At 73.0% G+C, this 22,979-nt stretch carries 19 protein-coding genes and 2 pseudogenes; 8 read left to right on the top strand and 13 right to left on the bottom strand.

The window, feature by feature from the left end:
- The first annotated feature begins 131 nt into the window (after positions 1-131).
- From KBZ10_RS26015 to KBZ10_RS26005, 4 genes and pseudogenes are all read left to right on the top strand, one after another.
- Positions 132-1,544, top strand: coding sequence for an NAD(P)/FAD-dependent oxidoreductase (locus KBZ10_RS26015; RefSeq protein ID WP_210990174.1), 1,413 nt, complete (start codon positions 132-134; stop codon positions 1,542-1,544).
- Positions 1,545-1,619: 75 nt separating this feature from the next.
- Positions 1,620-1,782: pseudogene (locus tag KBZ10_RS29835) on the top strand (cytochrome P450); the annotation flags it as partial.
- Positions 1,783-2,011: 229 nt separating this feature from the next.
- On the top strand, positions 2,012-3,595 hold the full coding sequence (locus KBZ10_RS26010) for an AlkA N-terminal domain-containing protein (protein WP_210990173.1): 1,584 nt from the start codon (positions 2,012-2,014) through the stop codon (positions 3,593-3,595).
- Between the two features lie 287 nt (positions 3,596-3,882).
- Complete coding sequence (locus tag KBZ10_RS26005) at positions 3,883-4,500, top strand: methylated-DNA--[protein]-cysteine S-methyltransferase (protein WP_210990172.1); 618 nt, start codon at positions 3,883-3,885, stop codon at positions 4,498-4,500.
- Between the two features lie 220 nt (positions 4,501-4,720).
- Here KBZ10_RS26005 and KBZ10_RS26000 read toward each other — a convergent pair.
- Positions 4,721-5,074 (bottom strand): annotated as a pseudogene (locus KBZ10_RS26000) (NAD-dependent deacetylase); the annotation flags it as partial.
- Between the two features lie 232 nt (positions 5,075-5,306).
- Here KBZ10_RS26000 and KBZ10_RS25995 point away from each other — a divergent pair.
- Positions 5,307-6,527: an RNA-guided endonuclease TnpB family protein gene (locus KBZ10_RS25995; protein ID WP_210990201.1), complete on the top strand. Its 1,221-nt coding sequence runs from the start codon at positions 5,307-5,309 to the stop codon at positions 6,525-6,527.
- On the opposite strand, the gene KBZ10_RS30160 is transcribed toward KBZ10_RS25995, so the two are convergent.
- Positions 6,481-6,723 (bottom strand): CU044_2847 family protein, encoded by a 243-nt coding sequence (locus KBZ10_RS30160; RefSeq protein ID WP_374223422.1) that lies wholly within the window; start codon positions 6,721-6,723, stop codon positions 6,481-6,483. The genes KBZ10_RS25995 and KBZ10_RS30160 overlap by 47 nt on opposite strands.
- 60 nt (positions 6,724-6,783) lie before the next feature.
- Here KBZ10_RS30160 and KBZ10_RS25990 point away from each other — a divergent pair, with 60 nt between their 5' ends.
- Positions 6,784-6,942, top strand: coding sequence for a hypothetical protein (locus KBZ10_RS25990; RefSeq protein WP_210990171.1), 159 nt, complete (start codon positions 6,784-6,786; stop codon positions 6,940-6,942).
- Here KBZ10_RS25990 and KBZ10_RS25985 read toward each other — a convergent pair.
- Entirely contained in the window at positions 6,935-7,474 is a 540-nt protein-coding gene (locus KBZ10_RS25985) for an NUDIX hydrolase (RefSeq protein WP_210990170.1), read from the bottom strand. The two genes, KBZ10_RS25990 and KBZ10_RS25985, sit on opposite strands and share 8 nt — an antisense overlap.
- Positions 7,475-7,591: 117 nt before the next feature.
- Positions 7,592-7,981 (bottom strand): metalloregulator ArsR/SmtB family transcription factor, encoded by a 390-nt coding sequence (locus tag KBZ10_RS25980; protein WP_210990169.1) that lies wholly within the window; start codon positions 7,979-7,981, stop codon positions 7,592-7,594.
- A 99-nt stretch (positions 7,982-8,080) separates the two neighbouring features.
- On the opposite strand from KBZ10_RS25980, the gene KBZ10_RS25975 reads away from it, so the two are divergent.
- Together KBZ10_RS25975 and KBZ10_RS25970 are read left to right on the top strand one after the other, a co-directional pair.
- Positions 8,081-10,051: a heavy metal translocating P-type ATPase gene (locus KBZ10_RS25975; protein ID WP_210990168.1), complete on the top strand. Its 1,971-nt coding sequence runs from the start codon at positions 8,081-8,083 to the stop codon at positions 10,049-10,051.
- A 263-nt stretch (positions 10,052-10,314) separates the two neighbouring features.
- Positions 10,315-11,442: a glycerate kinase gene (locus KBZ10_RS25970; protein WP_210990200.1), complete on the top strand. Its 1,128-nt coding sequence runs from the start codon at positions 10,315-10,317 to the stop codon at positions 11,440-11,442.
- Between the two features lie 85 nt (positions 11,443-11,527).
- On the opposite strand, the gene pssA is transcribed toward KBZ10_RS25970, so the two are convergent.
- The 9 genes from pssA to KBZ10_RS25925 all read right to left on the bottom strand — a co-directional run bounded on the left by pssA (position 11,528) and on the right by KBZ10_RS25925 (position 22,476).
- A complete protein-coding gene (gene pssA / locus KBZ10_RS25965) occupies positions 11,528-12,310 on the bottom strand; it encodes a CDP-diacylglycerol--serine O-phosphatidyltransferase (RefSeq protein WP_374223421.1) in 783 nt (260 codons plus the stop codon).
- A gap of 55 nt (positions 12,311-12,365) precedes the next feature.
- A complete protein-coding gene (locus tag KBZ10_RS25960; RefSeq protein WP_210990166.1) occupies positions 12,366-13,013 on the bottom strand; it encodes a phosphatidylserine decarboxylase in 648 nt (215 codons plus the stop codon).
- A 190-nt stretch (positions 13,014-13,203) separates the two neighbouring features.
- A complete protein-coding gene (locus KBZ10_RS25955) occupies positions 13,204-14,409 on the bottom strand; it encodes an acyl-CoA dehydrogenase family protein (protein ID WP_210990165.1) in 1,206 nt (401 codons plus the stop codon).
- The gene (locus KBZ10_RS25950) at positions 14,409-14,921 is read right to left on the bottom strand and encodes a MaoC family dehydratase (RefSeq protein WP_019710957.1); all 513 of its coding nucleotides are present in this window, start codon (positions 14,919-14,921) and stop codon (positions 14,409-14,411) included. The genes KBZ10_RS25955 and KBZ10_RS25950 overlap by 1 nt, the downstream gene beginning before the upstream one ends.
- Before the next feature lie 4 nt (positions 14,922-14,925).
- Complete coding sequence (locus KBZ10_RS25945) at positions 14,926-15,906, bottom strand: CoA ester lyase (RefSeq protein WP_210990164.1); 981 nt, start codon at positions 15,904-15,906, stop codon at positions 14,926-14,928.
- Positions 15,903-17,924, bottom strand: a complete 2,022-nt coding sequence (locus tag KBZ10_RS25940; RefSeq protein ID WP_210990163.1) for a protein meaA — start codon at positions 17,922-17,924, stop codon at positions 15,903-15,905. Before KBZ10_RS25940 ends, KBZ10_RS25945 begins: the two co-directional genes overlap by 4 nt.
- Positions 17,925-17,940: 16 nt before the next feature.
- Positions 17,941-19,278 carry a crotonyl-CoA carboxylase/reductase gene (ccrA, locus tag KBZ10_RS25935; RefSeq protein ID WP_210990162.1) on the bottom strand — a complete coding sequence of 446 codons (1,338 nt, stop codon included), beginning with the start codon at positions 19,276-19,278 and terminating at the stop codon, positions 17,941-17,943.
- A 422-nt stretch (positions 19,279-19,700) separates the two neighbouring features.
- Complete coding sequence (locus KBZ10_RS25930) at positions 19,701-20,579, bottom strand: TetR family transcriptional regulator (protein WP_210990161.1); 879 nt, start codon at positions 20,577-20,579, stop codon at positions 19,701-19,703.
- Positions 20,580-20,664: 85 nt separating this feature from the next.
- Positions 20,665-22,476: a 3-hydroxyacyl-CoA dehydrogenase family protein gene (locus KBZ10_RS25925; protein ID WP_210990160.1), complete on the bottom strand. Its 1,812-nt coding sequence runs from the start codon at positions 22,474-22,476 to the stop codon at positions 20,665-20,667.
- Positions 22,477-22,979: the final 503 nt, after the last annotated feature.

Here is a 22,979-nt window from a genome sequence, read left to right as displayed (position 1 = left end):
CCGCCGCAGACCGGGGTCCGATGGGAGCGTCGTCAGGGGCCGCACCGGCCCGCCGCCGCAGCGGCGGACCGGCCGGACCGGCGGGCGGACCCGCGGACCAGCAGCCGAAGGGGAGTCGTACGGTGCCGTCAATGCTCGATGCGGTCGTGGTGGGAACCGGGCCCAACGGCCTGACCACCGCCGTGGAACTGGCCCGGCGCGGATACGCCGTGGCCGCCTACGAGGCCCGGGACGAGGTCGGCGGCGGAGCCCGCACCGAGGAGCTGACGCTCCCCGGATTCCGTCACGACACGTGCTCCGCCGTCCACCCCCTGGGGGTCGGCTCGCCCGCGTTCGACGCCATGCCGCTCGGCCGCTTCGGCCTGGAGTGGCTCCACCACGAACTGCCGCTCGCCCACCCCTGGGAGGACGGCACGGCCGCCGTACTGGCCCCGTCCGTGGCGGAGACCGCCGCCTCGCTCGGAGCCCGGGACGCAGGGGCGTACCGGCGGCTGCTGGAGCCGTTCACCGGGCACTGGGAGACCCTCTCCGCCGACTTCCTGCGCACCCAGTGGCTCGGCGCGCCCCGCGATCCGCTGCGCTGGGCGCGCTTCATGAGCCTCGCCGGCCTGCCGGTGGCCGCGCTGGCGCGCCTGTTCCGCGGGGGCAAGGCGCGCGCCCTGCTGGCCGGACTGGCCGGGCACGTGATCGCCGCACCGACGAGCATCGCCTCCGGCGGGGTCGCCCTGATGTTCGCCCTCGCCGCGCACGAGCGGGGCTGGCCCATCGCGCGTGGCGGCTCCCAGGCGATCTCCGACGCCCTCACCGGCTATCTGCGGGAACTGGGCGGCACGGTCCACACCGGCGTCACCGTCAAACGGCTGGACGAGCTGCCGCCGGCGCGCGCGTACGTCTTCGACACGGCGCCGGGCGCGCTCGCGAGGATCGCCGGACTGGGCGACGCCTACCGCGGTTTCCGGCACGGACCGGGCGTCTTCAAGATCGATTACGCGCTGTCGGGCCCGGTGCCGTGGACGGCCCCGGAGGCGCGGCGGGCCGGCACGGTCCACATCGGGCCGACGTACGGGGAGATCCGTGACGCGCTGCTCCGCGCGGTCGGCGGCCGGGACCCGAAGACGCCGCTGCTGCTCACCGCCCAGCCCACCCTGATCGACCCGAGCCGCGCCCCGGAGGGCAAGCACACCTTCTGGGCGTACGGCCATGTGCCCAACGGCTGGACGGGCGACGCCACCGAGGTGATCGAGCGGCAGCTCGAACGGTTCGCCCCCGGATTCCGCGATCTGGTCCTGGCCCGCGCCACCGCCGGACCGCCCGAGATGGCCGCGAAGAACGCCAACTACGTGGGCGGCGACATCGGGTGCGGGGCCTTCGACGGCCTCCAGTCGGCGATCCGGCCGAAGCTCGCCCGGGTGCCGTACAGCACGGCGCACCCTGCGGTCTTCCTCTGCTCCTCCGCGACCCCGCCGGGCGGCGGCGTCCACGGCATGTGCGGCCACCACGCCGCTCACCAGGTCTGGCGTCGGCTGCGGGGGATGAGCCGCTGAGGCGGCGATCCCGTCTTCCTCGTTCTCCGGCTCCGGGCGCCGGACGGAGGCGGGCGGAGACGGACGGCGGCCGGTCCGGGGGAGGATCCGATCTCCGGTCCGATCCGGGCGAGCGTCCACGGCGAGCACCTTGCCGAGACAGACCGCTGCCCTGGCCTTCATCCCGCTCTTCGCCGGCTTCGAGACGACCGTCAACCTCACCGGCAACGGCATGTTCGCGCTGCTGCGCCACGATGGCCCGGTGAGACCGGCGGCCCGGGCGGGGAGGACGCCACGGAGGAGAGGCGCGGGGCGAGCGGGGTTTGCGGCAGAGCCCGGAGGGCGGGGGATGCCCCGACGGCCCTCCCCGGGACGCGGGGCGCCTTTCCCCGGCCGAGCGGGGCCGGGGGCTTGCCCCGTCCGTGTCCCGGGAAGGCCATGTCGGAAATCCGCCAGTACCGTGCTCCGCCGTCCCCGATGCTGGAAGCATGCACACCGACACCGAGAGCTGCGTGCGGGCCGTGCGGTCGAAGGACGCGCGGTTCGACGGCTGGTTCTACACCGCCGTCCGCACCACCGGCATCTACTGCCGCCCGAGCTGCCCGGCCGTGCCCCCCAAACCCCGGAACATGACCTTCTACCCGAGTGCCGCCGCCGCCCAGCAGGCCGGCTACCGCGCCTGCAAGCGCTGCCGCCCCGACGCCACCCCCGGCTCACCGCAGTGGAACGAGCGGGCCGATCTCACCGCCCGCGCCATGCGGCTCATCGCCGACGGCGTCGTCGACCGCGAAGGCGTCCCCGGACTCGCCGCCCGCCTCGGCTACAGCACCCGGCAGATCGAACGCCAGCTCCACGCTGAACTGGGCGCCGGACCGCTCGCGCTCGCCCGCGCCCAGCGCGCCCAGACCGCCCGGCTGCTCATCGAGACCAGCGAACTCCCCATGACCGACATCGCGTTCGCGGCCGGCTTCGCCAGCATCCGGGCGTTCAACGAGACGGTGCGCGAGGTCTTCGCGCTCTCCCCGAGCGACCTGCGCGCCCGGGCCGTCCGCGGCCGTACCGGAGCGCGCTCCGGCGCCCGTACGGAGGCCCGCGCCGGCGCCGGCCCGGGGGGCGCTCCGGACCGGGACCGCACGGCCCCGCACCCCGGCACCGGGCTCCCCGGTTCCGTTCCCGCCCCCGCCACGCTCACCCTCCGGCTGCCGTACCGGGCGCCGCTCCACCCCGACAACCTCTTCGGCCATCTCGCCGCGACGGCCGTGCCCGGCGTCGAGGAGTGGCGGGACGGCGCCTACCGCCGGACCCTCCGCCTCCCCTACGGGCACGGGGTCGTCAGCCTGCGCCCCGGGCCCGGCCACATCGGCTGCCGCCTCTCTCTCACCGACCCGCGCGACCTGACCGGGGCCATCAGCCGCTGCCGCCGCCTGCTCGACCTCGACGCCGACCCCGTCGCCGTGGACGAACTGCTGCGCGCCGACCCGGTCCTCGCGCCGCTCGTGGACGAGGCGCCCGGACGCCGGGTGCCGCGCACCGTGGACGCCGCCGAGTTCGCCGTCCGCGCCGTCCTCGGGCAGCAGGTGTCCACCGCCGCCGCCCGCACCCACGCGGGACGGCTGGTCCGTGCGCACGGCGACCCGGTCGACGACCCCGAGGGCGGCGGCCTCACCCACCTCTTCCCGTCCCCCGGGGCGCTCGCCGGCCTCGACCCGGAGAAGCTCGCCCTGCCCCGCAGCCGCCGGACCACCCTCACCACGCTCGTCGGCGCGCTCGCCTCCGGCGACCTCGCGCTGGACCCCGGCAGCGACTGGCGGTCCGCCCGTGAACGCCTCGCAGCCCTCCCCGGATTCGGGCCCTGGACCGTCGAGACCATCGCGATGCGCGCCCTCGGCGACCCCGACGCCTTCCTCCCCACCGACCTCGGCCTGCGCCGGGCCGCCCGCGTCTGCGGCCTGCCCGCGACCCCGGCCGCTCTCACCGCCCGCGCCGCCGCCTGGCGTCCCTGGCGCGCGTACGCCGTCCAGTACCTGTGGGCGACGGACGACCACCCCATCAACCACCTGCCCGCCGGGTGAGGACCCCGGGCCCGCGCCATCGCCCGGCGGCACCGGCCCGGCCGTCCGCCCGGCCGTACCGTGCGTCCGAGCCCCGCCCGGCCGTGCCGCACGCCCGCCCGGCCGCGGAGCGCTCACGCACCGCCCGGCCGCGGAAGGACCCGCACCCCCGCCATGCCCTGCGCCGCACCCCCGGGACGCGGAAAGAACCCCCCACGGGGACCGCGCCCGCGCCGCACCCGCGGACCGCACCGCCGCCGCGGCCCCGTACCGTACGAACCGGCCCCCTCACGGAGGAACGAAGCGAGATGCCCCAGCGCACCATCACCCACACCGTCGTCGGCAGCCCGGTCGGCCCGCTGACCCTGGTCGCCACCGACGGCGTCCTCTCCGGCCTGTACATGACCGGTCAGCGCCACCGCCCCGCCGAGGAGACCTTCGGCGACCCCGCCGGCCCCGGCAGCAGCCCGTTCGGCGAGGTCGTCCGCTTCCTCGACGCCTACTTCGCCGGGGAGCGCCCGGACTTCGACCTGCCGCTCCACATGGCGGGACCGCCGTTCCAGCGGAAGGTCTGGGCCGCGCTGCGTGATATCCCGTACGGCGAAACGCTCAGCTACGGCGAACTCGCCGCCGTGCTCGGCAGGCCGACGGCCTCCCGCGCCGTCGGCATGGCCAACGGCAGGAACCCGATCGGCATCATCGTCCCCTGCCACCGCGTGATCGGCGCGGGCGGCAGTCTCACCGGCTACGGCGGCGGCCTCGACCGCAAGCGCCGGCTCCTGGTCCTGGAGGGCGCGATCCCGGCCCCGGCCCCGGCCCCGGCCCCGGCCCCGGCCCCGGCCCCGGCCGCCGCGCCGACCGCGCCCGTCCCGCCCGCGGCGTCCGTCCCGGCCGGAACGGGCTCCGCCCACGCGGCCCTCTTCTGAGGCCCGGGGGCCCGGAGTGCGGTGGGAGACCGGAGTGCGGCGGGACACCGTGGCTCGGCGAAACACCGGAGGGCGCGGGGAACCGACCTCGCGCCGTTCCCCGTCTCCCGGCCACTTGCCGCCCCCGGTGCCGCGCCGGCGCTCCGGGCGCCCGGGCACCGGCGGGCCCGGACCCCGGCCCGGCACCGGGCACCCATTGGCCGCCCGCGTTCCGCCGGCCCTACGCGCCCTCCTCCGCGACCCGGGCCAGCAGCTCCGGCAGCGCGGTGCCGATCGGTTCCCGTACAACCTCGTCGGCGTGCTCGTCGTACGGCGTGGGCTCGGCGTTGACGATGACCAGCCGCGCCCCGTACCGCGCCGCCGTCCCGGCCAGCGAGGCGGCGGGCTGCACCTGGAGGCTCGTCCCGACCGCGACCATGATCTGGCACGCCTGCGCGATCGCCGTCGCCTGCCCCAGCACCTCCGGGTCCAGACGCTCGCCGAACATCACCGTGGCCGACTTGAGGATCCCGCCGCAGACCCGGCACGGCGGGTCCTCCTCGCCCGCCGCCACCCGCTCCAGCGCCTCCTCCATCAGACCTTCTTTCGAGGGGACCACCGGCTTCAGCCGGTGGGGGAATCCTTGGGCCGGAGCCGCGCAGCGGCGGAGCACGCTGCGTTGAACAACACGAAGACAGCCCAGCAGGGCGTCAGTCAGTGGCAGAGCCACGACCACCGGAACCCGAGTATCAGCATCAATGTCAGTGGCGGGCGTTAGCGTGAACACACCTGCGTTGGTCAGGGGAAACGGGGGAGGCCGGGTGGGTGTGAGGCGGGCGTACAAGTTTCTGCTGCGTCCCACGGTCCGCCAGGAGCGGGCGCTGGCGGAGATGCTGCGGGATCACTGTTCCCTGTACAACGGTGCGTTGCAGGAGCGTCGTGACGCCTACCGGCACAGCTCTAGGACGTCGGTGCGGTATGGGGATCAGTCGGCGCAGTTGAGGGAGATCCGGGCGTTTGATCCGGAGCGTCAGGGCCGGTGGTCCTTCTCCAGCCAGCAGGCGAGCCTGCGCCGTCTGGACCGGGCCTTCCAGGCGTTCTTCCGGCGGGTGAAGGCCGGTGGCACCCCCGGATACCCGCGCTTCAAAGGGGTCGGGCACTTCGACACCGTGACGTTCCCGAGGGACGGGGACGGCTGCCGGTGGGATTCCACTCCCCACACCGCGCAGACGCGGGTCCGGCTGCAGGGTGTCGGGCATGTCCGCGTCCACCGGCACCGGAGCGTGAAGGGCCGGGCGAAGACGGTGAGCGTGAAGCGGGAGGGGCGTCGCTGGTATGTGATCGTGGCCTGTGACGAGGTGCCCGCCGAGCCGCTGCCGCCCACGGGCAGCAGGGTGGGTATCGACCTGGGCACGGTCCACTTCCTCACCGACTCCAGCGGCCGCCACGTCGCCAACCCCGGGTTCCTGCACGTCTCGGCCGGGGAGCTGGCCGCAGCGCAGCGGCACCTGGCGACGTTTCCCAAGCGCACCCGGCGTCGTACGAAGAAGCATCGTGCCGCGGCCCGCAAGGTCGCCCGGCTGCACGCGAAGATCCGGCGCCGGCGTCTGGATCACCACCACAAAGCCGCCCTCGCTCTCGTGCGCGAGCATGATGTGATCGGGCACGAGCGGCTGAACACCGCGGGCATGACGAGGGCGCCCGCACCCCGGCCCGACCCCGACCGCGATGCTGCGTTCCCGGCGAACGGCGCCGCGGCGAAGGCCGGGCTGAACCGCAGCATTCTCGACGCGGGTTGGGGGCAGTTCCTGAGGATCCTGGCGGACAAGGCTGAAAGCGCCGGCCGCCGTGTGATCCCGGTGGACGCCCGCAACACGTCCCGCACCTGCCCACCCGCAATCGGCGGATGCGGGCACGTGGCGAAGGAGAACCGCGTCACCCAGGCGAAGTTCGCGTGCGTCAACTGCGGTCTGGTCGCGAACGCCGACCACGTCGGCGCGCTCAACGTCCTGCACAGGGCCGGGCTGGTCCTCTGCGCCGGTGCCTAGCCACCGCCACAGGAAGCCCGCGACCTTCAGTCGTGGGTGGAGTCACCTGCACCCCGAACTCGACCGTCACTTCGTGGGGAGGGTCGGCGGACCCCGCGACCGACGCGTGGATCTCCTGGAGGAGAGGCCCCAGGGGACGCAGCACGGAGCGCAGGGCCCCGGCCGCCGGCCGGCCGGTCCGCCCGCGGCGGGCCACGGGAGTGGGGACGCCGAAGCCGTCGGGGAGGTCGGGCCCGTCCCCGGGGCGCTCGGGGGCATGCGCGGGCACACCGGCCGCTTCGGTGAGTTCGAGCCGGACGGCGGCGCCGTCGGCGAGTTCCAGCTCTACGTAGTCGGGCACCGACCCATTGTGCCGATCAGCGCCCGGATCCGGCAGCCGAACACCGCATCCGGGGCCGGAAAAAAGGTCAGTTGACGGTTGTGCTCCCCGGCACCCGGCCGTGTTCCAGTTCCACAGGGCACCGGCCCGCCGCGCGGGCGGCGAGGGCGGCGCGGACGCGGCGGTCCATGTCGGGGCTCAGATAGCGGCCGAGCTCGTCCGGGTGCACCAGCCGCCAGGCGGTCAGCTCCTCCTCCTGGAGCCGGATGGCCGCGAGCTGCTGCTCGTCGAGCACCCCGCCGTCGTACAGATACGAGACGATCGGCGGGCGGCCCGCGCCCGGTACCCAGTCGACGGCGAGCAGCGTGCCGAGTTCCACGTCGAGGCCGATCTCCTCCGCCGTCTCGCGGCGGGCGCCCTGCCGGGGCGTCTCGCCCAGGTCGGACTCCACGGTGCCGCCGGGGAAGATCCACCGGTCGTCGTCGCGGTAGTTCGGCTCGACGACGAGGACGTGGCCCCGGGAGTCCCGGAAGAGCGCGGCGGCGCCCGCGAGGACCTTGGGCAGACCGGCGATGTAGGCGGCGTAGTCGTCGGCGGTCTCGGTGCCGGAAGTGTCGGTGGTGGTCATCTTTCCGAGCGTAGTGCTCCGGCGGAAGGGGAACGGCGGACCGTCAACGCAGGTGGACGCGGGCCCGCGGCCGGGTTCCGGGCCGGCCGGCCCCGCCGGACCGTGCCCGCGCCCGGCTCAGGAGGTCGCGGCCGTCTCCGGGGCCTGGCGGCCGACCGTGTCCCGAACCCCCAGGCGCAGGTGTTCGACGTGGTACAGGGCCTGGTCGAGGAGTTCGGCGACGTGGTCGTCGTGGAGGGCGTAGACGATGGAGCGGCCGTGCCGCTCGCCGGTGACCAGGCCCAGGTTGCGCAGCAGACGGAGCTGGTGGGAACAGGCCGATGCCTCCATGCCGACGGCCTCCGCGAGACCGCCCACCGCACAGGGGCCTTCCCGGAGCCGGGCCAGGATGCGCAGGCGTGAGGGGGTGGCGAGGGCCTGGAGGGTGGCGGCGACGTCGGCGGCGCCGACGGCGTCGAGGCGTTCGCGTGTGGTGCTGCCCCTGGTGGCGTCGGTTCCGTGGCCCATGAGGCCCATCATACCCATGATGCATGAAGACCTGTTCATGTATTCCTGTACGGTGGGGGTGGTTGTCTCCTCCCGTCCCTCCCGAAGGGGTGCCCCGTCATGTCTTCCACCCTGGACCGGCGGCCCGCGCCGGCCGCGGCCCGGCCGCAGCACGCCCCGCCGCGGCGCCGATCACGCGTCCTGGCACTGCCGGAGGCCCGGTGGGCGCTCGCGGCGCTGGTGCTGTTCCTCCTCGCCCTCCCGCCGTACCTGCTGGACGCCCCGGCGTGGCTGTGGGGGACGCTGTTCGCCGCCGTCTACGCCACCGGCGGCTGGGGGCCCGGCCTGGAGGGATGCCGGGCCCTCCGGGAGAAGACGCTGGACGTGGACCTGCTGATGATCCTCGCGGCCCTCGGCGCGGCCGCGATCGGCCAGGTCCTCGACGGCGCCCTGCTGATCGTCATCTTCGCCACCTCCGGCGCCCTGGAAGCGGTCGCGACCGCCCGCACCGCCGACTCCGTGCGCGCACTGCTCGATCTCTCCCCGGCCACCGCGACCCGGCTCCTGCCCGACGGCACCGAGGAGAGCACCGACGCCGCGCGGCTGGCGGTCGGTGACACGATCCTGGTCCGCCCCGGTGAGCGCATCGGCGCCGACGGCCGGATCCTCGACGGAACGGGCGACATCGACCAGGCCGCCATCACCGGCGAGCCCCTGCCGGTGGTGAAGCTGCCCGGGGATGAGGTCTTCGCCGGCACCGTCAACGGCACCGGCGCCCTGCGCGTGCGGGTGGGGCGTCCCCCGGCGGACTCGGTGCTCGCCCGGATCGTGAAGATGGTCGAGGAAGCCTCCCGGACCAAGGCCCCCACGCAGCTGTTCATCGAGAAGATCGAGCAGCGCTACTCCATCGGCATGGTCATCGCGACGCTCGCCGTCTTCGGTGTTCCGCTCGCCCTCGGCGAGGAACTGCAGCCGGCGCTGCTGCGGGCGATGACGTTCATGATCGTCGCCTCGCCGTGCGCGGTGGTGCTCTCCACGATGCCGCCGCTGCTCTCCGCCATCGCCAACGCGGGCCGCCACGGTGTGCTCGTGAAGTCCGCGGTCGTCATGGAACGCCTCGGGCAGATCGACACCGTCGCCTTCGACAAGACCGGCACCCTCACCGAAGGCACCCCCCGTGTCACCGAACTGCGCCCCCTGCCCGGCAGCGGCCTGGGCCCGGACGCGCTGCTCCGCCTCGCCGCCGCGGCCGAGCACCCGAGCGAACACGCCCTGGCCCGCGCGGTTGTCGGTGCCGCCCGCGAGCGCTCCCTGCCGCTGCCCGGGGCCGCCGGCTTCGCCTCCACCCCCGGGCGGGGCGTGCGGGCCACGGTCGGGAGTCACACCGTCGAGGCCGGCGCACCCTCCCGCCTGCTGCCCGCCCGGGCGGACGCCGCCCACGTGGTGGTGCGGGAACTGGAGGAGGCCGGGCGCACCGCGGTGGCCGTCCTGCGTGACGGCGAACCCGTGGGGGTGCTGGGCATCGCCGACCGGCCCCGGCCGGACGCCCCCGCCGCCGTCGCCGCGCTCACCCGCCTCACCGGCCGTACGCCGGTGCTGCTCACCGGCGACAACGAGCGCGCGGCGCGGCAGCTGGCCGCCGAGGTGGGCATCACGGACGTCCGCGCCGGACTGCTGCCCCAGGACAAGGCGGCTGCCGTGCGGGAGTGGGAACGGCGGGGCCGCAAGGTGTTCGTCGCCGGCGACGGCGTCAACGACGCCCCCGCGCTGGCCGCCGCCCACGCCGGCATCGCCATGGGCCGGGCCGGGTCCGACCTCGCTCTGGAGACCGCCGGTGCCGTCGCCGTGCGCGACGAGCTGGCCACCCTGCCCGCCGTCGTGAACCTCTCGCGCGCCGCCCGCCGCCTGGTCGTGCAGAACCTGGCCATCGCCGGGGTGTTCATCACCGCCCTGGTCGCCTGGGACCTGATCGGCACGCTTCCGCTGCCCCTCGGTGTGGCCGGGCACGAGGGCTCGACCGTCATCGTCGGCCTCAACGGGCTGCGCCTGCTGCGCGAGACGGCCTGGACCGGCTCCGCCGACGCCGCGTGACCGCGCCCCGCACCGGCACCCGGGCACGTGCCCGGCCGTTCCGGCCACGGGGTGATGCGGCTGCCGCACCCGGTTGACGCGCCGGTACGGCCGCCGGCTGGGATGGGCGGCCGGGGCCGGCGCGGGTAGGGTCACGGCGTCATCACGGTCCGTACGGAAGCGAGGGGTGCACGGTGCCCGACACCGCAGGCGCAGAGACGGGGACGGGGACGGGGACGGGGACGGAGGCGGGGGCGGAGGCGGAGGCGGGGGCCGGGGCGGCGGTGCTGATCGCCCCGGACAAGTTCAAGGGCTCGCTCACGGCCGTCGAGGTCGCCCGGTATCTCGCCGAGGGCATCCGCCGGGCCGCCCCCGGAACGCGGATCGAGGCCCTGCCCGTGGCAGACGGCGGCGACGGCACGGTCGCCGCCGCCCTCGCCGCCGGGTTCGAGCGCCGGGAGACCACCGTGATCGGCCCGCTCGGCACCCCGCACACCGCCGTGTACGCGGTCCAGGGCACCACCGCCGTGGTGGAGATGGCCGAGGCCTCCGGGCTGCGCCACCTTCCCGCGGGGCACTTCGCGCCGCGCACGGCCACCAGCTACGGCACCGGAGAGCTGCTGCGGGCCGCGCTGGACGCCGGGGCGCGCGAGATCGTCCTCGGCATTGGCGGCTCCGCCACCACCGACGGCGGCGCGGGGATGCTCACCGCGCTGGGCGTCCACCTGCTCACCCCGGACGGGGGACCGGTGCCGCCGGGCGGCGGCGGGCTGCGGGAGCTGGCCTCCGCGGACCTCTCGGGCCTGGACCCGAGGCTCGCGGCGACGGAGCTGGTCCTCGCCTGCGACGTCGACAACCCGCTCACCGGCCCGCACGGCGCCGCCGCCGTCTACGGCCCGCAGAAGGGCGCCGACGAGGAGTGCGTCCGCCTCCTGGACCACGCCCTCGTCCACTACGCCACCGTGCTGCACCGCGTGCTCGGGACGCCGGCCGCCGAACTGGCCGCCGCGCCGGGCGCCGGTGCGGCGGGCGGGGTCGGCTACGCGGCGCTGGCCGTGCTCGGAGCCCGTTTCCGGCCCGGGATCGAGGTGCTCATGGAGGTGCTGGGCTTCGCCGGGGCGCTGGAGCGGGCGGATCTGGTCGTCACCGGTGAGGGTTCGCTGGACGAGCAGACCCTCCGCGGCAAGGCACCGGCGGGGGTCGCACGGGCCGCCCGGGCGGCGGGGAAGCCGGTGGTCGCGGTCTGCGGCCGGCTGGCCCTCTCGCCGGAGCAGCTCGCCGCGGCCGGGATCGAGCACGCCTACGCCCTCACCGCCCTGGAGCCCGACCCCGCCGTCTGCGTCGACCGCGCGGGGCCGCTCCTGGTGCGGGTGGGGGAGCGGCTGGCCGCGGACCGGCTGCCGTCCGGCTAGGAGGCCGGCCGGGCCGGACCAGGAAACGCCCGTGGGCCCGAGCGGAGTGCTCGGGCCCACGGGCGTGTGCGACACGCGGCGAGCGCTACGGCAGCTGGGCCGCCCGGGCCTCGCGGCGGTTGTCGCGGAAGGTGTTCACCCGCCGCGCCGTGGCGAAGAGCGGGATCACCGCGCCCAGCACCACCTGGAGCGCGCAGCCCGTCTGGAGCAGCAGCTGGCCGCCCGGCGAGTCGAACGCCCAGGCCGCCAGCATGCCCATGCTCGCGACGATCCAGGCGAGCATGGCGACCGCGAGCGGTCCCCGGGGCTTGGGGTACTCGACCCGGCTCACCATCAGCCAGGCCACCCCGATGATCGCCAGCAGCGTGGGGAAGAAGGGAAGCTCCAGCAGCACGATCGACACGACCGTCAGGGCCCCGAACGGCGACGGCATCCCCTGGAAGATGCCGTCCCGCAGCGTGACACAGGAGAACCGCGCCAGCCGCAGTACCACCGCCAGCAGCACCACGATGGCGGCCACCGCCGACATCAGCTGGTGGGCGTCGTTGGCGACCATGCCCCAGACCACGACGAAGTACGCCGGGGCCAGGCCGAAGCTGACCAGGTCGGAGAGGTTGTCCAGCTCCGCGCCCATCGCCGAGCTGCGGAGCTTGCGCGCCACGAGCCCGTCGAAGAGGTCGAACACCGAGGCGAGCAGCATCAGCATGACGGCGGTCGCGGCGCTGTGCCGCGCCATGCCGCTGACCTCGCTGCCCGTGATGTGCGGGATGAGCACCCCGGTGGTGGTGAAGTACACCGCCAGGAAACCGCAGGTGGCGTTGCCGAGGGTGAGGGCGTCCGCTATCGACAGGCGTGTCGACAGCGGCATGTCGTCGTCCTCGTCCCCCTCGGCGTCCGGGACCCACGCGCTGTCGGCCCGGGAATCAATCACGGTCAAGACGAGTCACCCCTGCCTGTGTGGCCTGGCCCACCTCGACGTCCACCTCGACCCCTTCCGGGAGGTAGACGTCGACCCGCGAACCGAAGCGGATCAGGCCGATGCGCTCACCCTGCTCGACCTTCGTGCCCTGCGTGACGTACGGGACGATGCGGCGCGCCACGGCGCCGGCGATCTGCACCATCTCGATGTCGCCGAGCTCGGTGTCGAAGTGCCAGACCACCCGCTCGTTGTTCTCGCTCTCCTTGTTGAACGCCGGGACGAATCCGCCGGGGACGTGCTCGACGGAGGTCACCGTGCCGGCGAGCGGGGCACGGTTGACGTGGACGTTCAGCGGGCTCATGAAGATCGCGACGCGGGTGCGCCCGTCCTTCCACGGCATGATGCTCTGCACCACACCATCGGCCGGGGAGATCACTCTGCCCTGGGTGATCTCGCGCTCGGGGTCGCGGAAGAACCACAGCATGCCCGCCGCCAGAGCGGTGGCGGGCACGGCGACCGCTGCCGCGCGCCCGGAACGCCGGGCGCGGGACAGGCTGAGGGCCGCGGTGGCCACGGTCGGGAGGAGCCACGGCGACGCGCCGCGCGCGAGGCGGACCCGGCCGCGTGGTGCAGAGGGTTGGCTGTGGGGCATGGATGACCTTCGTAGCGGATGATGCCGCGCTTCGACTGGGGACGGCGGCTTTCCGGGATGGTATCGGTTACGAGCGGCAACTGGGCAAGCCAGAAGCTCAGTCGATGTCCGAACAGTGATCACCCCGGGTGAGCTTCCGTGATCTTCCCGCAGGGAGGAATCGGCACCGAAGCGGAGCGATCCACTGCGATCACCCCTGGAACCGGTACTCCTCCAGCAGACGGCGGCCAATGATCATTTTCTGAATCTCGGCGGTGCCCTCTCCGATGAGAAGCATCGGTGCCTCGCGGTAGAGGCGCTCGATCTCGTACTCCTTGGAGAAGCCGTAGCCGCCGTGGATCCGGAAAGCGTCCTCGACGACCTCTTTGCAGTATTCGGAGGCGAGATACTTCGCCATGCCCGCTTCGAGGTCGTTCCGTTCCCCGGAGTCCTTTTTGCGTGCTGCGTTCACCATCATCGCATGAGCGGCCTCGACCTTGGTGGCCATCTCGGCCAGCTTGAACTGGATGGCCTGGTGCTGCGCGATCGGCTTGCCGAAGGTCGTGCGCTGCTGCGCGTAGGAAACGCCCAGCTCGAAGGCGCGCTGAGCGACACCGCAGCCACGGGCGGCGACGTTGACGCGGCCGACCTCGACCCCGTCCATCATGTGATAGAAGCCACGTCCGGTGGTGCCGCCGAGGACGCGGTCGGCCGGAATCCGCAGTCCGTCCATGATGAGTTCGGTCGTGTCGACGCCCTTGTAGCCCATCTTGTCGATCTTGCCGGGGATGGTGAGGCCCGGGCGGACCTCGCCGAAGCCCGGCTCCTTCTCGACGAGGAAGGTCGTCATCGACTTGTGCGGGGCGGTGCCCTCGGGGTGGCCCTCGTCCGTGCGGCAGAGCACCGCGACGAGCGTGGACGTGCCGCCGTTGGTCAGCCACATCTTCTGGCCGTTGAGGACGTACTCGTCGCCGTCCCGGACGCCCTTGGAGGAGATCGCCGAGACGTCGGAGCCGAGCGCCGGCTCGGACATCGAGAAGGCGCCGCGCACCTCGCCGGCCGCCATCCGGGGCAGGAAGTGGTCCTTCTGCTCCTGGGTGCCGTGCTGCTTGAGCATGTACGCCACGATGAAGTGGGTGTTGATGATGCCCGAGACGCTCATCCAGCCGCGGGCGATCTCCTCCACGCACAGCGCGTACGTGAGCAGCGACTCGCCGAGGCCGCCGTACTCCTCGGGGATCATCAGGCCGAAGATGCCGAGTTCCTTCAGGCCCTCGACGATCTGCGTGGGGTACTCGTCGCGGTGCTCCAGCTCGGTGGCGACCGGGATGATCTCCTTGTCGACGAAGTCCCGGACGGTGGAGAGGATCTCCTGCTGGATGTCGGTCAGACCGTGGGTCTGCGCGAGACGGCTCATCACTTCTCCTGGGACTTGAGCTGGGGGCGGCCGGGCTGCTCGCCGCCGCGCGCCTCGGTGTACTTCGCGGTCGGGACCATCACCTTGCGCCGGAAGACGCAGACGAGGGTGCCGTCCTGCTTGTAGCCCTTGGTCTCGACGTACACGATGCCGCGGTCGTCCTTGGAGCGGGACGGGGTCTTGTCGAGGACCGTGGTCTCGCCGTAGATGGTGTCGCCGTGGAAGGTCGGCGCCACGTGCTTCAGCGACTCGATCTCCAGGTTGGCGATGGCCTTGCCGGAGACGTCCGGCACGGACATGCCCAGCAGCAGCGAGTAGATGTAGTTGCCCACCACGACGTTCTTGCCGAAGTCCGTCGTCTTCTCGGCGTAGTTGACGTCCATGTGCAGCGGGTGGTGGTTCATGGTGAGCAGACAGAAGAGGTGGTCGTCGTACTCGGTGACCGTCTTCCCGGGCCAGTGCTTGTAGACCGCGCCGACCTCGAACTCTTCGTAGGTGCGTCCGAACTGCATGGGATCAGGCCTCCGGCGGGGTGAACGTGGTGGTACGGGTCATGCCGGCGGCGCGGCCCTTGCCGGAGATCACGAGCGCCATCTTGCGGCTGGCCTCGTCGATCATCTCGTCGCCGAGCATGGCGGAGCCCTTCTTGCCGCCCGCCTCGGAGGTGCACCACTCATAGGCGTCGAGGATCATCTCCGCGTGGTCGTAGTCCTCCTGCGAGGGGGAGTAGATCTCGTTGGCGGCCTCGACCTGGCCGGGGTGCAGCACCCACTTGCCGTCGAAGCCCAGGGCGGCGGAGCGGCCGGCGACCTCGCGGAAGGCGTCCACGTCGCGGATCTGCAGGAAGGGTCCGTCGATGGCCTGCAGATTGTGCATGCGGGCGGCCATGAGGATGCGCATCAGGATGTAGTGGTAGGCGTCCGCCGGGTAGCCGGGCGGCTGCTGGCCGACGACCAGGGTCTTCATGTTGATGGAGGCCATGAAGTCGGCCGGGCCGAAGATGATGGTCTCGATGCGCGGCGAGGAGGCGGCGATTGCGTCCACGTTGACCAGGCCCGCGGCGTTCTCGATCTGCGCCTCGATGCCGATCTTGCCGACCTCGAAGCCCATGGTCTTCTCGATCTGGGTGAGCAGCAGGTCGAGGGCGACCACCTGCTCGGCGCTCTGCACCTTGGGCAGCATGATGCAGTCGAGGTTGGGACCGGCGCCCTCGACGACCGTGACGACGTCCCGGTACGTCCAGTGGGTGGTCCAGTCGTTGACCCGCACGACCCGGGTCTTGCCCGTCCAGTCGCCGTTGTTCAGCGCGTCGACGATGGTGTGCCGGGCGCCTTCCTTCGCCAGCGGGGCGCAGGCGTCCTCCAGGTCGAGGAAGACCTGGTCGGCGGGGAGCCCCTGGGCCTTCTCCAGGAAGCGCGGGTTGCTGCCGGGCACGGCCAGGCAGGAGCGGCGCGGGCGGAGACGGTTCTCGCCGGCGGCGGGGGCGGGGGCGGTCATGCGGAGTCCTCCTGGAGGTCGAGAGGGTCGAGCTTGTTCGCGATCCGGATCTCGTCGGCGATGCGGCCGATGATCTCCGTGATCCCGAAGTCCTTCGGGGTGAAGACGGCGGCGACCCCGGCTTCCCGGAGCGCCCGTGCGTCGGCGCTCGGGATGATCCCGCCGACGATCACCGGCAGGTCCGCGGCGCCGGCCCGGCGGAGGCGTTCCACGACGTCCGGCACGAGTTCGGCGTGCGAGCCCGACAGGATCGACAGACCGACGCAGTGCACATCCTCGGCCACGGCCGCGGAGACGATCTGCTCGGGGGTCAGCCGGATGCCCTGGTAGACCACCTCGAAGCCCGCGTCGCGGGCCCGTACGGCGATCTGCTCGGCGCCGTTGCTGTGCCCGTCGAGGCCGGGCTTGCCGACCAGCAGGCGCAGCTTGCCGCTGCCGAGCTCCTCTGCGGTGCGGGCCACCTTGGCGCGGACGGCGGCGAGCGGGGTGCCCTGCTCGGCCGCGACGGCCAGCGGGGCGCTGCTGACGCCGGTGGGGGCGCGGAACTCGCCGAAGACGTCCCGCAGCGCCCAGGCCCACTCGCCGGTGGTGACGCCCGCGCGGGCGCACTCCAGGGTGGCGGGCATGAGGTTGGTGTCACCCGCGGCGGCGGCCTTGAGGGCGGACAGGGCGTCCTGCGCGCGGGCCTCGTCGCGCTCGTCGCGCCAGCGGTGCAGGGCCTCGACGACCCGGGCCTCGTTCTCCGGGTCGACCGTCATGATGGCGGTGTCGAGGTCGGCGGTGAGCGGGTTCGGCTCCGTCGACTCGTAGCAGTTGACGCCGACGATCTTCTCCTCGCCGGATTCGATCTTCGCGCGGCGTTCGGCGTGCGAGGCGACGAGCTGGGACTTGAGGTAGCCGGACTCGACGGCGGCCATGGCGCCGCCCATCTCCTGGATCCGCTCGATCTCGGCCAGGCACTCCTCCACGAGGGAGTCGACCTTGGCCTCGATGACGTGCGACCCGGCGAAGATGTCCTCGTACTCCAGCAGGTCCGACTCATGGGCGAGGACCTGCTGGATGCGGAGCGACCACTGCTGGTCCCAGGGCCGGGGCAGGCCCAGCGCCTCGTTCCAGGCGGGGAGCTGGACGGCGCGGGCGCGGGCGTCCTTGGAGAGGGTGACGGCGAGCATCTCCAGCACGATGCGCTGGACGTTGTTCTCCGGCTGGGCCTCGGTGAGGCCGAGGGAGTTGACCTGGACGCCGTAGCGGAAGCGGCGCTGCTTGTCGTTCTCGACGCCGTACCGCTCGCGGGTGACCCGGTCCCAGATGCGGCCGAAGGCGCGCATCTTGCACATCTCCTCGACGAAGCGGACGCCCGCGTTGACGAAGAAGGAGATGCGGGCGACGACGTCCCCGAACTTCTCCGGCGGCACCTGGCCGGAGTCGCGCACGGCGTCGAGCACGGCGATCGCCGTGGACATGGCGTACGCGATCTCCTGGACCGGGGTGGCGCCGGCCTCCTGCAGGTGGTAGCTGCAGATGTTGATCGGGTTCCACTTGGGGATGTTGGCCACCGTGTACGTGATCATGTCGGTGGTCAGCCGGAGGCTCGGCCCGGGCGGGAAGACGTGCGTCCCCCGGGAGAGGTACTCCTTGACGATGTCGTTCTGCGTGGTGCCGGACAGCTTGGTGATGTCGGCGCCCTGCTCCTCGGCGACCACCTGGTACAGCGCCAGCAGCCACATGGCCGTGGCGTTGATGGTCATCGAGGTGTTCATCTGCTCCAGGGGGATGTCCTGGAACAGCCGGCGCATGTCGCCGAGGTGGGAGACCGGGACCCCGACCCGGCCGACCTCGCCCTTGGCGAGGACGTGGTCGGGGTCGTAGCCGGTCTGCGTCGGCAGGTCGAACGCGACCGACAGGCCGGTCTGGCCCTTGGCGAGATTCCGCCGGTAGAGCTCATTGGAGGCTTCCGCGGTGGAGTGCCCCGCGTAGGTCCGCATCAGCCACGGACGATCCTTGCGACGCTCAGTCATCGGTGAAAGACCCGTCTCAGACGTTCCGGAAGCGGTTGATGGCGTCGAGGTGCTTGGCACGCATCTCGTGGTCGCGGACGCCCATGCCCTCCTCGGGGGCGAGGGCGAGCACGCCGACCTTGCCCTGGTGGAGGTTGCGGTGCACGTCGTACGCGGCCTGGCCGGTCTCCTCCAGGCTGTACGTCTTCGACAGCGTGGGGTGGATCTTGCCCTTGGCGATCAGGCGGTTGGCCTCCCACGCCTCGCGGTAGTTGGCGAAGTGCGAGCCGACGATCTTCTTCAGCGACATCCACAGGTAGCGGTTGTCGTACTCGTGGTTGTAGCCGGAGGTCGAGGCGCAGGTGACGATGGTGCCGCCCTTGCGGGTGACGTAGACCGAGGCACCGAAGGTCTCGCGGCCCGGGTGCTCGAAGACGATGTCCACGTCCTCGCCGCCGGTGAGCTCGCGGATGCGCTTGCCGAAGCGCTTCCATTCGCGCGGGTCCTGGGTGTGCTCGTCCTTCCAGAACTTGTAGCCCTCGGCGTTGCGGTCGATGATCGCCTCGGCGCCCATCGAGCGGCAGATGTCCGCCTTCTGATCGCTGGAGACGACGCAGATCGGGTTGGCGCCGCCGGCCAGCGCGAACTGGGTGGCGTAGGAGCCGAGGCCGCCGCTGGCGCCCCAGATGAGGACGTTGTCGCCCTGCTTCATGCCGGCGCCGTTGCGGGAGACGAGCTGGCGGTAGGCGGTGGAGTTCACCAGGCCGGGGGCCGCCGCCTCCTCCCAGCTGAGGTGGCCGGGCTTCGGCATCAGCTGGTTGGACTTGACCAGGGCGATCTCGGCGAGGCCGCCGAAGTTGGTCTCGAAGCCCCAGATGCGCTGCTCGGGGTCGAGCATGGTGTCGTTGTGGCCGTCGGCGGACTCCAGCTCCACGGAGAGGCAGTGCGCGACGACCTCGTCACCGGGCTGCCAGGCGTTGACGCCGGGGCCGGTGCGGAGCACGACGCCCGCGAGGTCGGAGCCGATGATGTGGTACGGCAGGTCGTGCCGCTTGGTGAGCGGGGAGAGCCGGCCGTAGCGCTCCAGGAAACCGAAGGTCGAGACGGGCTCGAAGATCGAGGTCCAGACCGAGTTGTAGTTGACGGAGCTGGCCATCACCGCGACGAGGGCTTCGCCCGGGCCGAGCTCGGGCACCGGCACGTCGTCCAGGTGCAGGGACTTGCGGGGGTCCTTGTCGCGGCTCTCGACGCCGGCGAACATGTCCTGCTCGTCCTTGTGGACGGTCACGGCCCGGTAGGACTCGGGCAGCTGCAGGGCGGCGAAGTCGGCGGACGTCGTACCGTCCGCGACGATGGCGTCCAGGATCTCATTCACGGTTGGGCCTCCGGCGAAGCGTTTGGGGACGCTTGAGGGAACGCTGGGGTCTGGGGGTCACTGTGCCGCCGGGGCGGCACGGTGTGCGGCTCGCCATGCGGTCCGCACGGGTGGTGCTGTGTGACGGCGCCGGTGGGCGCCTCTGCTGTCCCGGACGGGTTCCGGGGATGCCTGTGACGCAGGCGTTCAGGGCGCACGGCGGAAGCCGCGGGGACAGCGCCCTGGACGAGCACCACCGTATGGCACGGCGTGCCACTCGACAAGACACTGCGTGCCAAGAATTTCTCTCACCCGTCGTGAAGCATGCGCACATGAGCGCAAGGGAGGGGAGGTGAGGCGGAAGACGGCGGGACGGCCGCCCGGGAGGCGGCCGTCCCGCCGGAGCGGAGAACCCCGCCGGGCGGCGGGAGGGGTCAGTCCTGTCAGTCCTTCTTGAGGGCCCGTTCGATGGTGCGGATGACCTCGCTGAGCGGGGCGTCCGTACGGGCCACGGCGACCAGCACCTCGTCGGTCGCCGAGGCCGTCACCGCCGGTGCCCGCCCGCGCGCCTCCGCGTCGCCCTCCCCTGCGGCACCCTCCGCGGCCTCCTCCGCCGCGGGCCGCACCGCCCGGGCGATGCCGCTGCCGAAGGTGTCCCGGACGATCGCGAACGCGCGGTCCAGCTGCGCCTCCACATCGCCCTCCCCGCCGGCCCGCAGCCAGCGCCGCAGCACGTGGTTGTGCGCCGTCACCACCGCCGAGGCGGCGACCTCGGCGAGCAGCGGGTCGTCGTCCCCGTCCCGGTGGGCCCGCTCGTCGAAGTGACCCAGCAGATAGCGCGTGAACAGCCGCTCGTACCGGGCCACCGAGGCGATCTCCCGCTCCCGCAGGGTGGGCACCTCGCGGGTGAGCCGGTAGCGTTCCACGGACACGGCCGGGGAGGCCGCGTACATCCGCATGACCTCCTTGATGCCGCGGCAGACCGTGTCCAGCGGGTGTTCCGCCGCCGGGGCCGCGGCCAGCACGGCCTCCGCCCGGACCAGGGTGTCGTCGTGGTCCGGGAAGATCGCCTCTTCCTTGGAGCGGAAGTGCCGGAAGAAGGTGCGCCGGGCGACCCCGGCCGCGGCGGCGATCTCGTCCACGGTCGTCGCCTCGTAACCCTTGGACGCGAAGAGCTCCATCGCCGCGGCCGCCAGCTTGCGCCGCATGGTCAGCCGCTGGGCGGCGGCCCTGCGCTGACCGGCGGTGTCCGAACTGTCCTGGTTCGTCGGGCCTTTCACGGCCGTGCGCGGGGGGCGGGCGGACTTCACGGGATGGGACATGTGGGGAACGTAACACGGCTCCTCGGGGCCGTGCCGGGACGGACCGCCGCCGGGTTCCAGCAGTCCGCCCCAGCCCCGGGACCGGTCAGGCCCTCGCATACTCGCGGAAGCCGCGCCCCGTCTTGCGGCCCAGGCAGCCCGCCGCGACCAGGTGCTCCAGCAGCGGCGCCGGCGCCAGGCCCGGCTCCCGGAACTCGTGGTGCAGCACCTTCTGGATCGCCAGGGAGACGTCCAGACCGACGACGTCCAGCAGCTGGAACGGGCCCATCGGGTAGCCGCCGCCGAGCTTCATCGCCGCGTCGATGTCGTCCAGCGTCGCGTAGTGCTCCTGGACCATCTTGACCGCGTTGTTCAGGTACGGGAACAGCAGCGCGTTGACGATGAACCCGGCCCGGTCGCCGCAGTCCACGGGGTGCTTGCGGACCTTGGCGCAGACCTCGCGGACCGTCGCGTGGACGTCGTCCGCGGTGAGCACCGTGCGGACCACCTCGACCAGCTTCATGGCCGGGGCCGGGTTGAAGAAGTGCATCCCGATGACGTCCTGCGGGCGGGAGGTCGCCCGCGCGCAGGCCACGACCGGCAGGCTGGAGGTGGTGGTGGCCAGCACCGCGCCCGGCTTGCAGACCTTGTCCAGGGTGCCGAAGAGCTGCTGCTTGACGGCCAGGTCCTCGGCCACGGCCTCCACGGCCAGATCGACGTCGGCGAAGGCGTCGAGCGAGCCGGCCGGGGTGATCCGGGCCAGCGTCTCGTCCCGCGCCTCGGCCGTCATCCGGCCCTTGTCCACGGACCGGCCCAGGGACTTGGCGATCCGCGCCTTGGCCGTGTCGGCCTTCTCCTGGCTGCGCGCGGCGAGCACCACGGCGTAACCGGCCTTGGCGAACACCTCGGCGATACCGCTCGCCATGGTGCCGGAGCCGGCCACGCCCACACTGCTCACGGGGCGGCCCGCGGCGGCCGCCGCGTCCGCGGCCGGGGTCAGCTCGTCGGGGACGACGGTGCCGCTGCCCGGCGCCTCGTAGCTGTAGAAGCCGCGCCCCGCCTTGCGGCCGGTCAGCCCGGCGGCGCTCAGCTGCTTGAGGATCGGGGACGGGGCGTGCAGCCGGTCGCCGGACTCGGCGTACATGGCGTCCAGGACGGTGCGGGCGGTGTCGATCCCGATCAGGTCCAGCAGGGCCAGCGGGCCCATCGGCAGGCCGCAGCCCAGCCGCATGGCGGCGTCGATGTCCTCGCGGGTGGCGTACTTGGCCTCGTACATGGCCGCGGCCTGGTTGAGGTAGCCGAACAGCAGGCCGTCGGCGAGGAACCCGGGACGGTCGCCGACCGCGACCGGCTCCTTGCCCAGCTCACGGGCGAGCTCGGTCACCGCGGCCGTCGCGGCCGGGGCGGTCAGGACCGTGGAGACCACCTCCACGAGCTTCATCGCCGGGGCCGGGTTGAAGAAGTGCAGGCCCAGCACCCGCTCGGGGCGGGCCGAGTCGGCGGCCAGCCGGGTCACGGACAGCGCGTTGGTGCCGGTGGCCAGGACCGCCTCCGGGCGGACGATGCCGTCGAGCGCGGTGAACACCTGCCGCTTGGTCTCGTACTCCTCCGGCACCACCTCGATGACGAGGCCGGCCTCGGCCGCGGCCTGGAGGTCGGAGAAGGTGCGGAAGCGGGCGAGCACATCCTGCCGCTCCTGCTCGGTGATCCGCTCGCGGGCCACGGCGTGCGCGGTGGAGCGCTCCAGGGCCGTCACGGCGTCGCGGGCGGCGGCCTCGCTGATGTCGATGCCGATGACCTCGCGGCCGGCGCGGGCCAGGACCTCGGCGATGCCGGTCCCCATGGTGCCCAGGCCGACGACGGCGACCACCGGAAGGGTGACGGAGGAGGAGGCGGGATCGGGAGAGTTGCGGTCCATCGCGGACTCCAGAAGGTAAATCCCCGGACAAGGGAGCCGGGGAGAGTGACGACTGAGGAGGACGGGGCCTGCCGGCGCCGAACGGGCGCGCGGGGCCGGGAAGTCGGGCGGCCGCCCGGACGGGCACCGCTGTTCAGGCACTTCGGTCACGCCCCGGGTGGGCGCGGGCGCCCGGCGGGGCATCGGCGGGCCCTGTCCCCGGGACCGCACCGTGCTGCCGGACCGGCGGAACCGGGCCGGACCGGCGGTGCCTCCGGCGGCTGCGTCACCAGGCCACCGGAAGCTGGTCCGTACTGTCCGCTGTGGCGGCGTACGAACTCCTGCGACGAGGGTAGGCGGGCGGTTCGCTCCGCGCCACCCCCGCGCCCATGTGATCTGCGCCGCTCACAACTGAGCGCTGCCGGTACGGGGCCGGACCGGCCGGGGAGTTGAGGCGGCGGAGCGGCCCACCCCGGCGCCGACGGGAGGCTGCCCGGCGACGGGAAGGGCGGGAAGGGGGAAAG

The organism is Streptomyces sp. F63 (genome assembly GCF_018070345.1).
Taxonomy (GTDB): Bacteria; Actinomycetota; Actinomycetes; order Streptomycetales; family Streptomycetaceae; genus Streptomyces.
This window is presented reverse-complemented; position numbering and strand designations above follow the sequence as displayed.

Excerpts from the sequence above, each read along its gene's own strand:
- KBZ10_RS26015 (WP_210990174.1), top strand. The coding sequence starts at position 132 with ATGCTCGATGCGGTCGTGGTGGGAACCGGGCCCAACGGCCTGACCACC.
- KBZ10_RS26010 (WP_210990173.1), top strand. The coding sequence starts at position 2,012 with ATGCACACCGACACCGAGAGCTGCGTGCGGGCCGTGCGGTCGAAGGAC.
- KBZ10_RS26005 (WP_210990172.1), top strand. The coding sequence starts at position 3,883 with ATGCCCCAGCGCACCATCACCCACACCGTCGTCGGCAGCCCGGTCGGC.
- KBZ10_RS25990 (WP_210990171.1), top strand. The coding sequence starts at position 6,784 with ATGCGCGGGCACACCGGCCGCTTCGGTGAGTTCGAGCCGGACGGCGGC.
- KBZ10_RS25985 (WP_210990170.1), bottom strand. The coding sequence starts at position 7,474 with ATGACCACCACCGACACTTCCGGCACCGAGACCGCCGACGACTACGCC.
- KBZ10_RS25980 (WP_210990169.1), bottom strand. The coding sequence starts at position 7,981 with ATGGGCCACGGAACCGACGCCACCAGGGGCAGCACCACACGCGAACGC.
- KBZ10_RS25975 (WP_210990168.1), top strand. The coding sequence starts at position 8,081 with ATGTCTTCCACCCTGGACCGGCGGCCCGCGCCGGCCGCGGCCCGGCCG.
- pssA (WP_374223421.1), bottom strand. The coding sequence starts at position 12,310 with ATGCCGCTGTCGACACGCCTGTCGATAGCGGACGCCCTCACCCTCGGC.
- KBZ10_RS25960 (WP_210990166.1), bottom strand. The coding sequence starts at position 13,013 with ATGCCCCACAGCCAACCCTCTGCACCACGCGGCCGGGTCCGCCTCGCG.
- KBZ10_RS25955 (WP_210990165.1), bottom strand. The coding sequence starts at position 14,409 with ATGAGCCGTCTCGCGCAGACCCACGGTCTGACCGACATCCAGCAGGAG.
- KBZ10_RS25950 (WP_019710957.1), bottom strand. The coding sequence starts at position 14,921 with ATGCAGTTCGGACGCACCTACGAAGAGTTCGAGGTCGGCGCGGTCTAC.
- KBZ10_RS25945 (WP_210990164.1), bottom strand. The coding sequence starts at position 15,906 with ATGACCGCCCCCGCCCCCGCCGCCGGCGAGAACCGTCTCCGCCCGCGC.
- KBZ10_RS25940 (WP_210990163.1), bottom strand. The coding sequence starts at position 17,924 with ATGACTGAGCGTCGCAAGGATCGTCCGTGGCTGATGCGGACCTACGCG.
- KBZ10_RS25930 (WP_210990161.1), bottom strand. The coding sequence starts at position 20,579 with ATGTCCCATCCCGTGAAGTCCGCCCGCCCCCCGCGCACGGCCGTGAAA.
- KBZ10_RS25925 (WP_210990160.1), bottom strand. The coding sequence starts at position 22,476 with ATGGACCGCAACTCTCCCGATCCCGCCTCCTCCTCCGTCACCCTTCCG.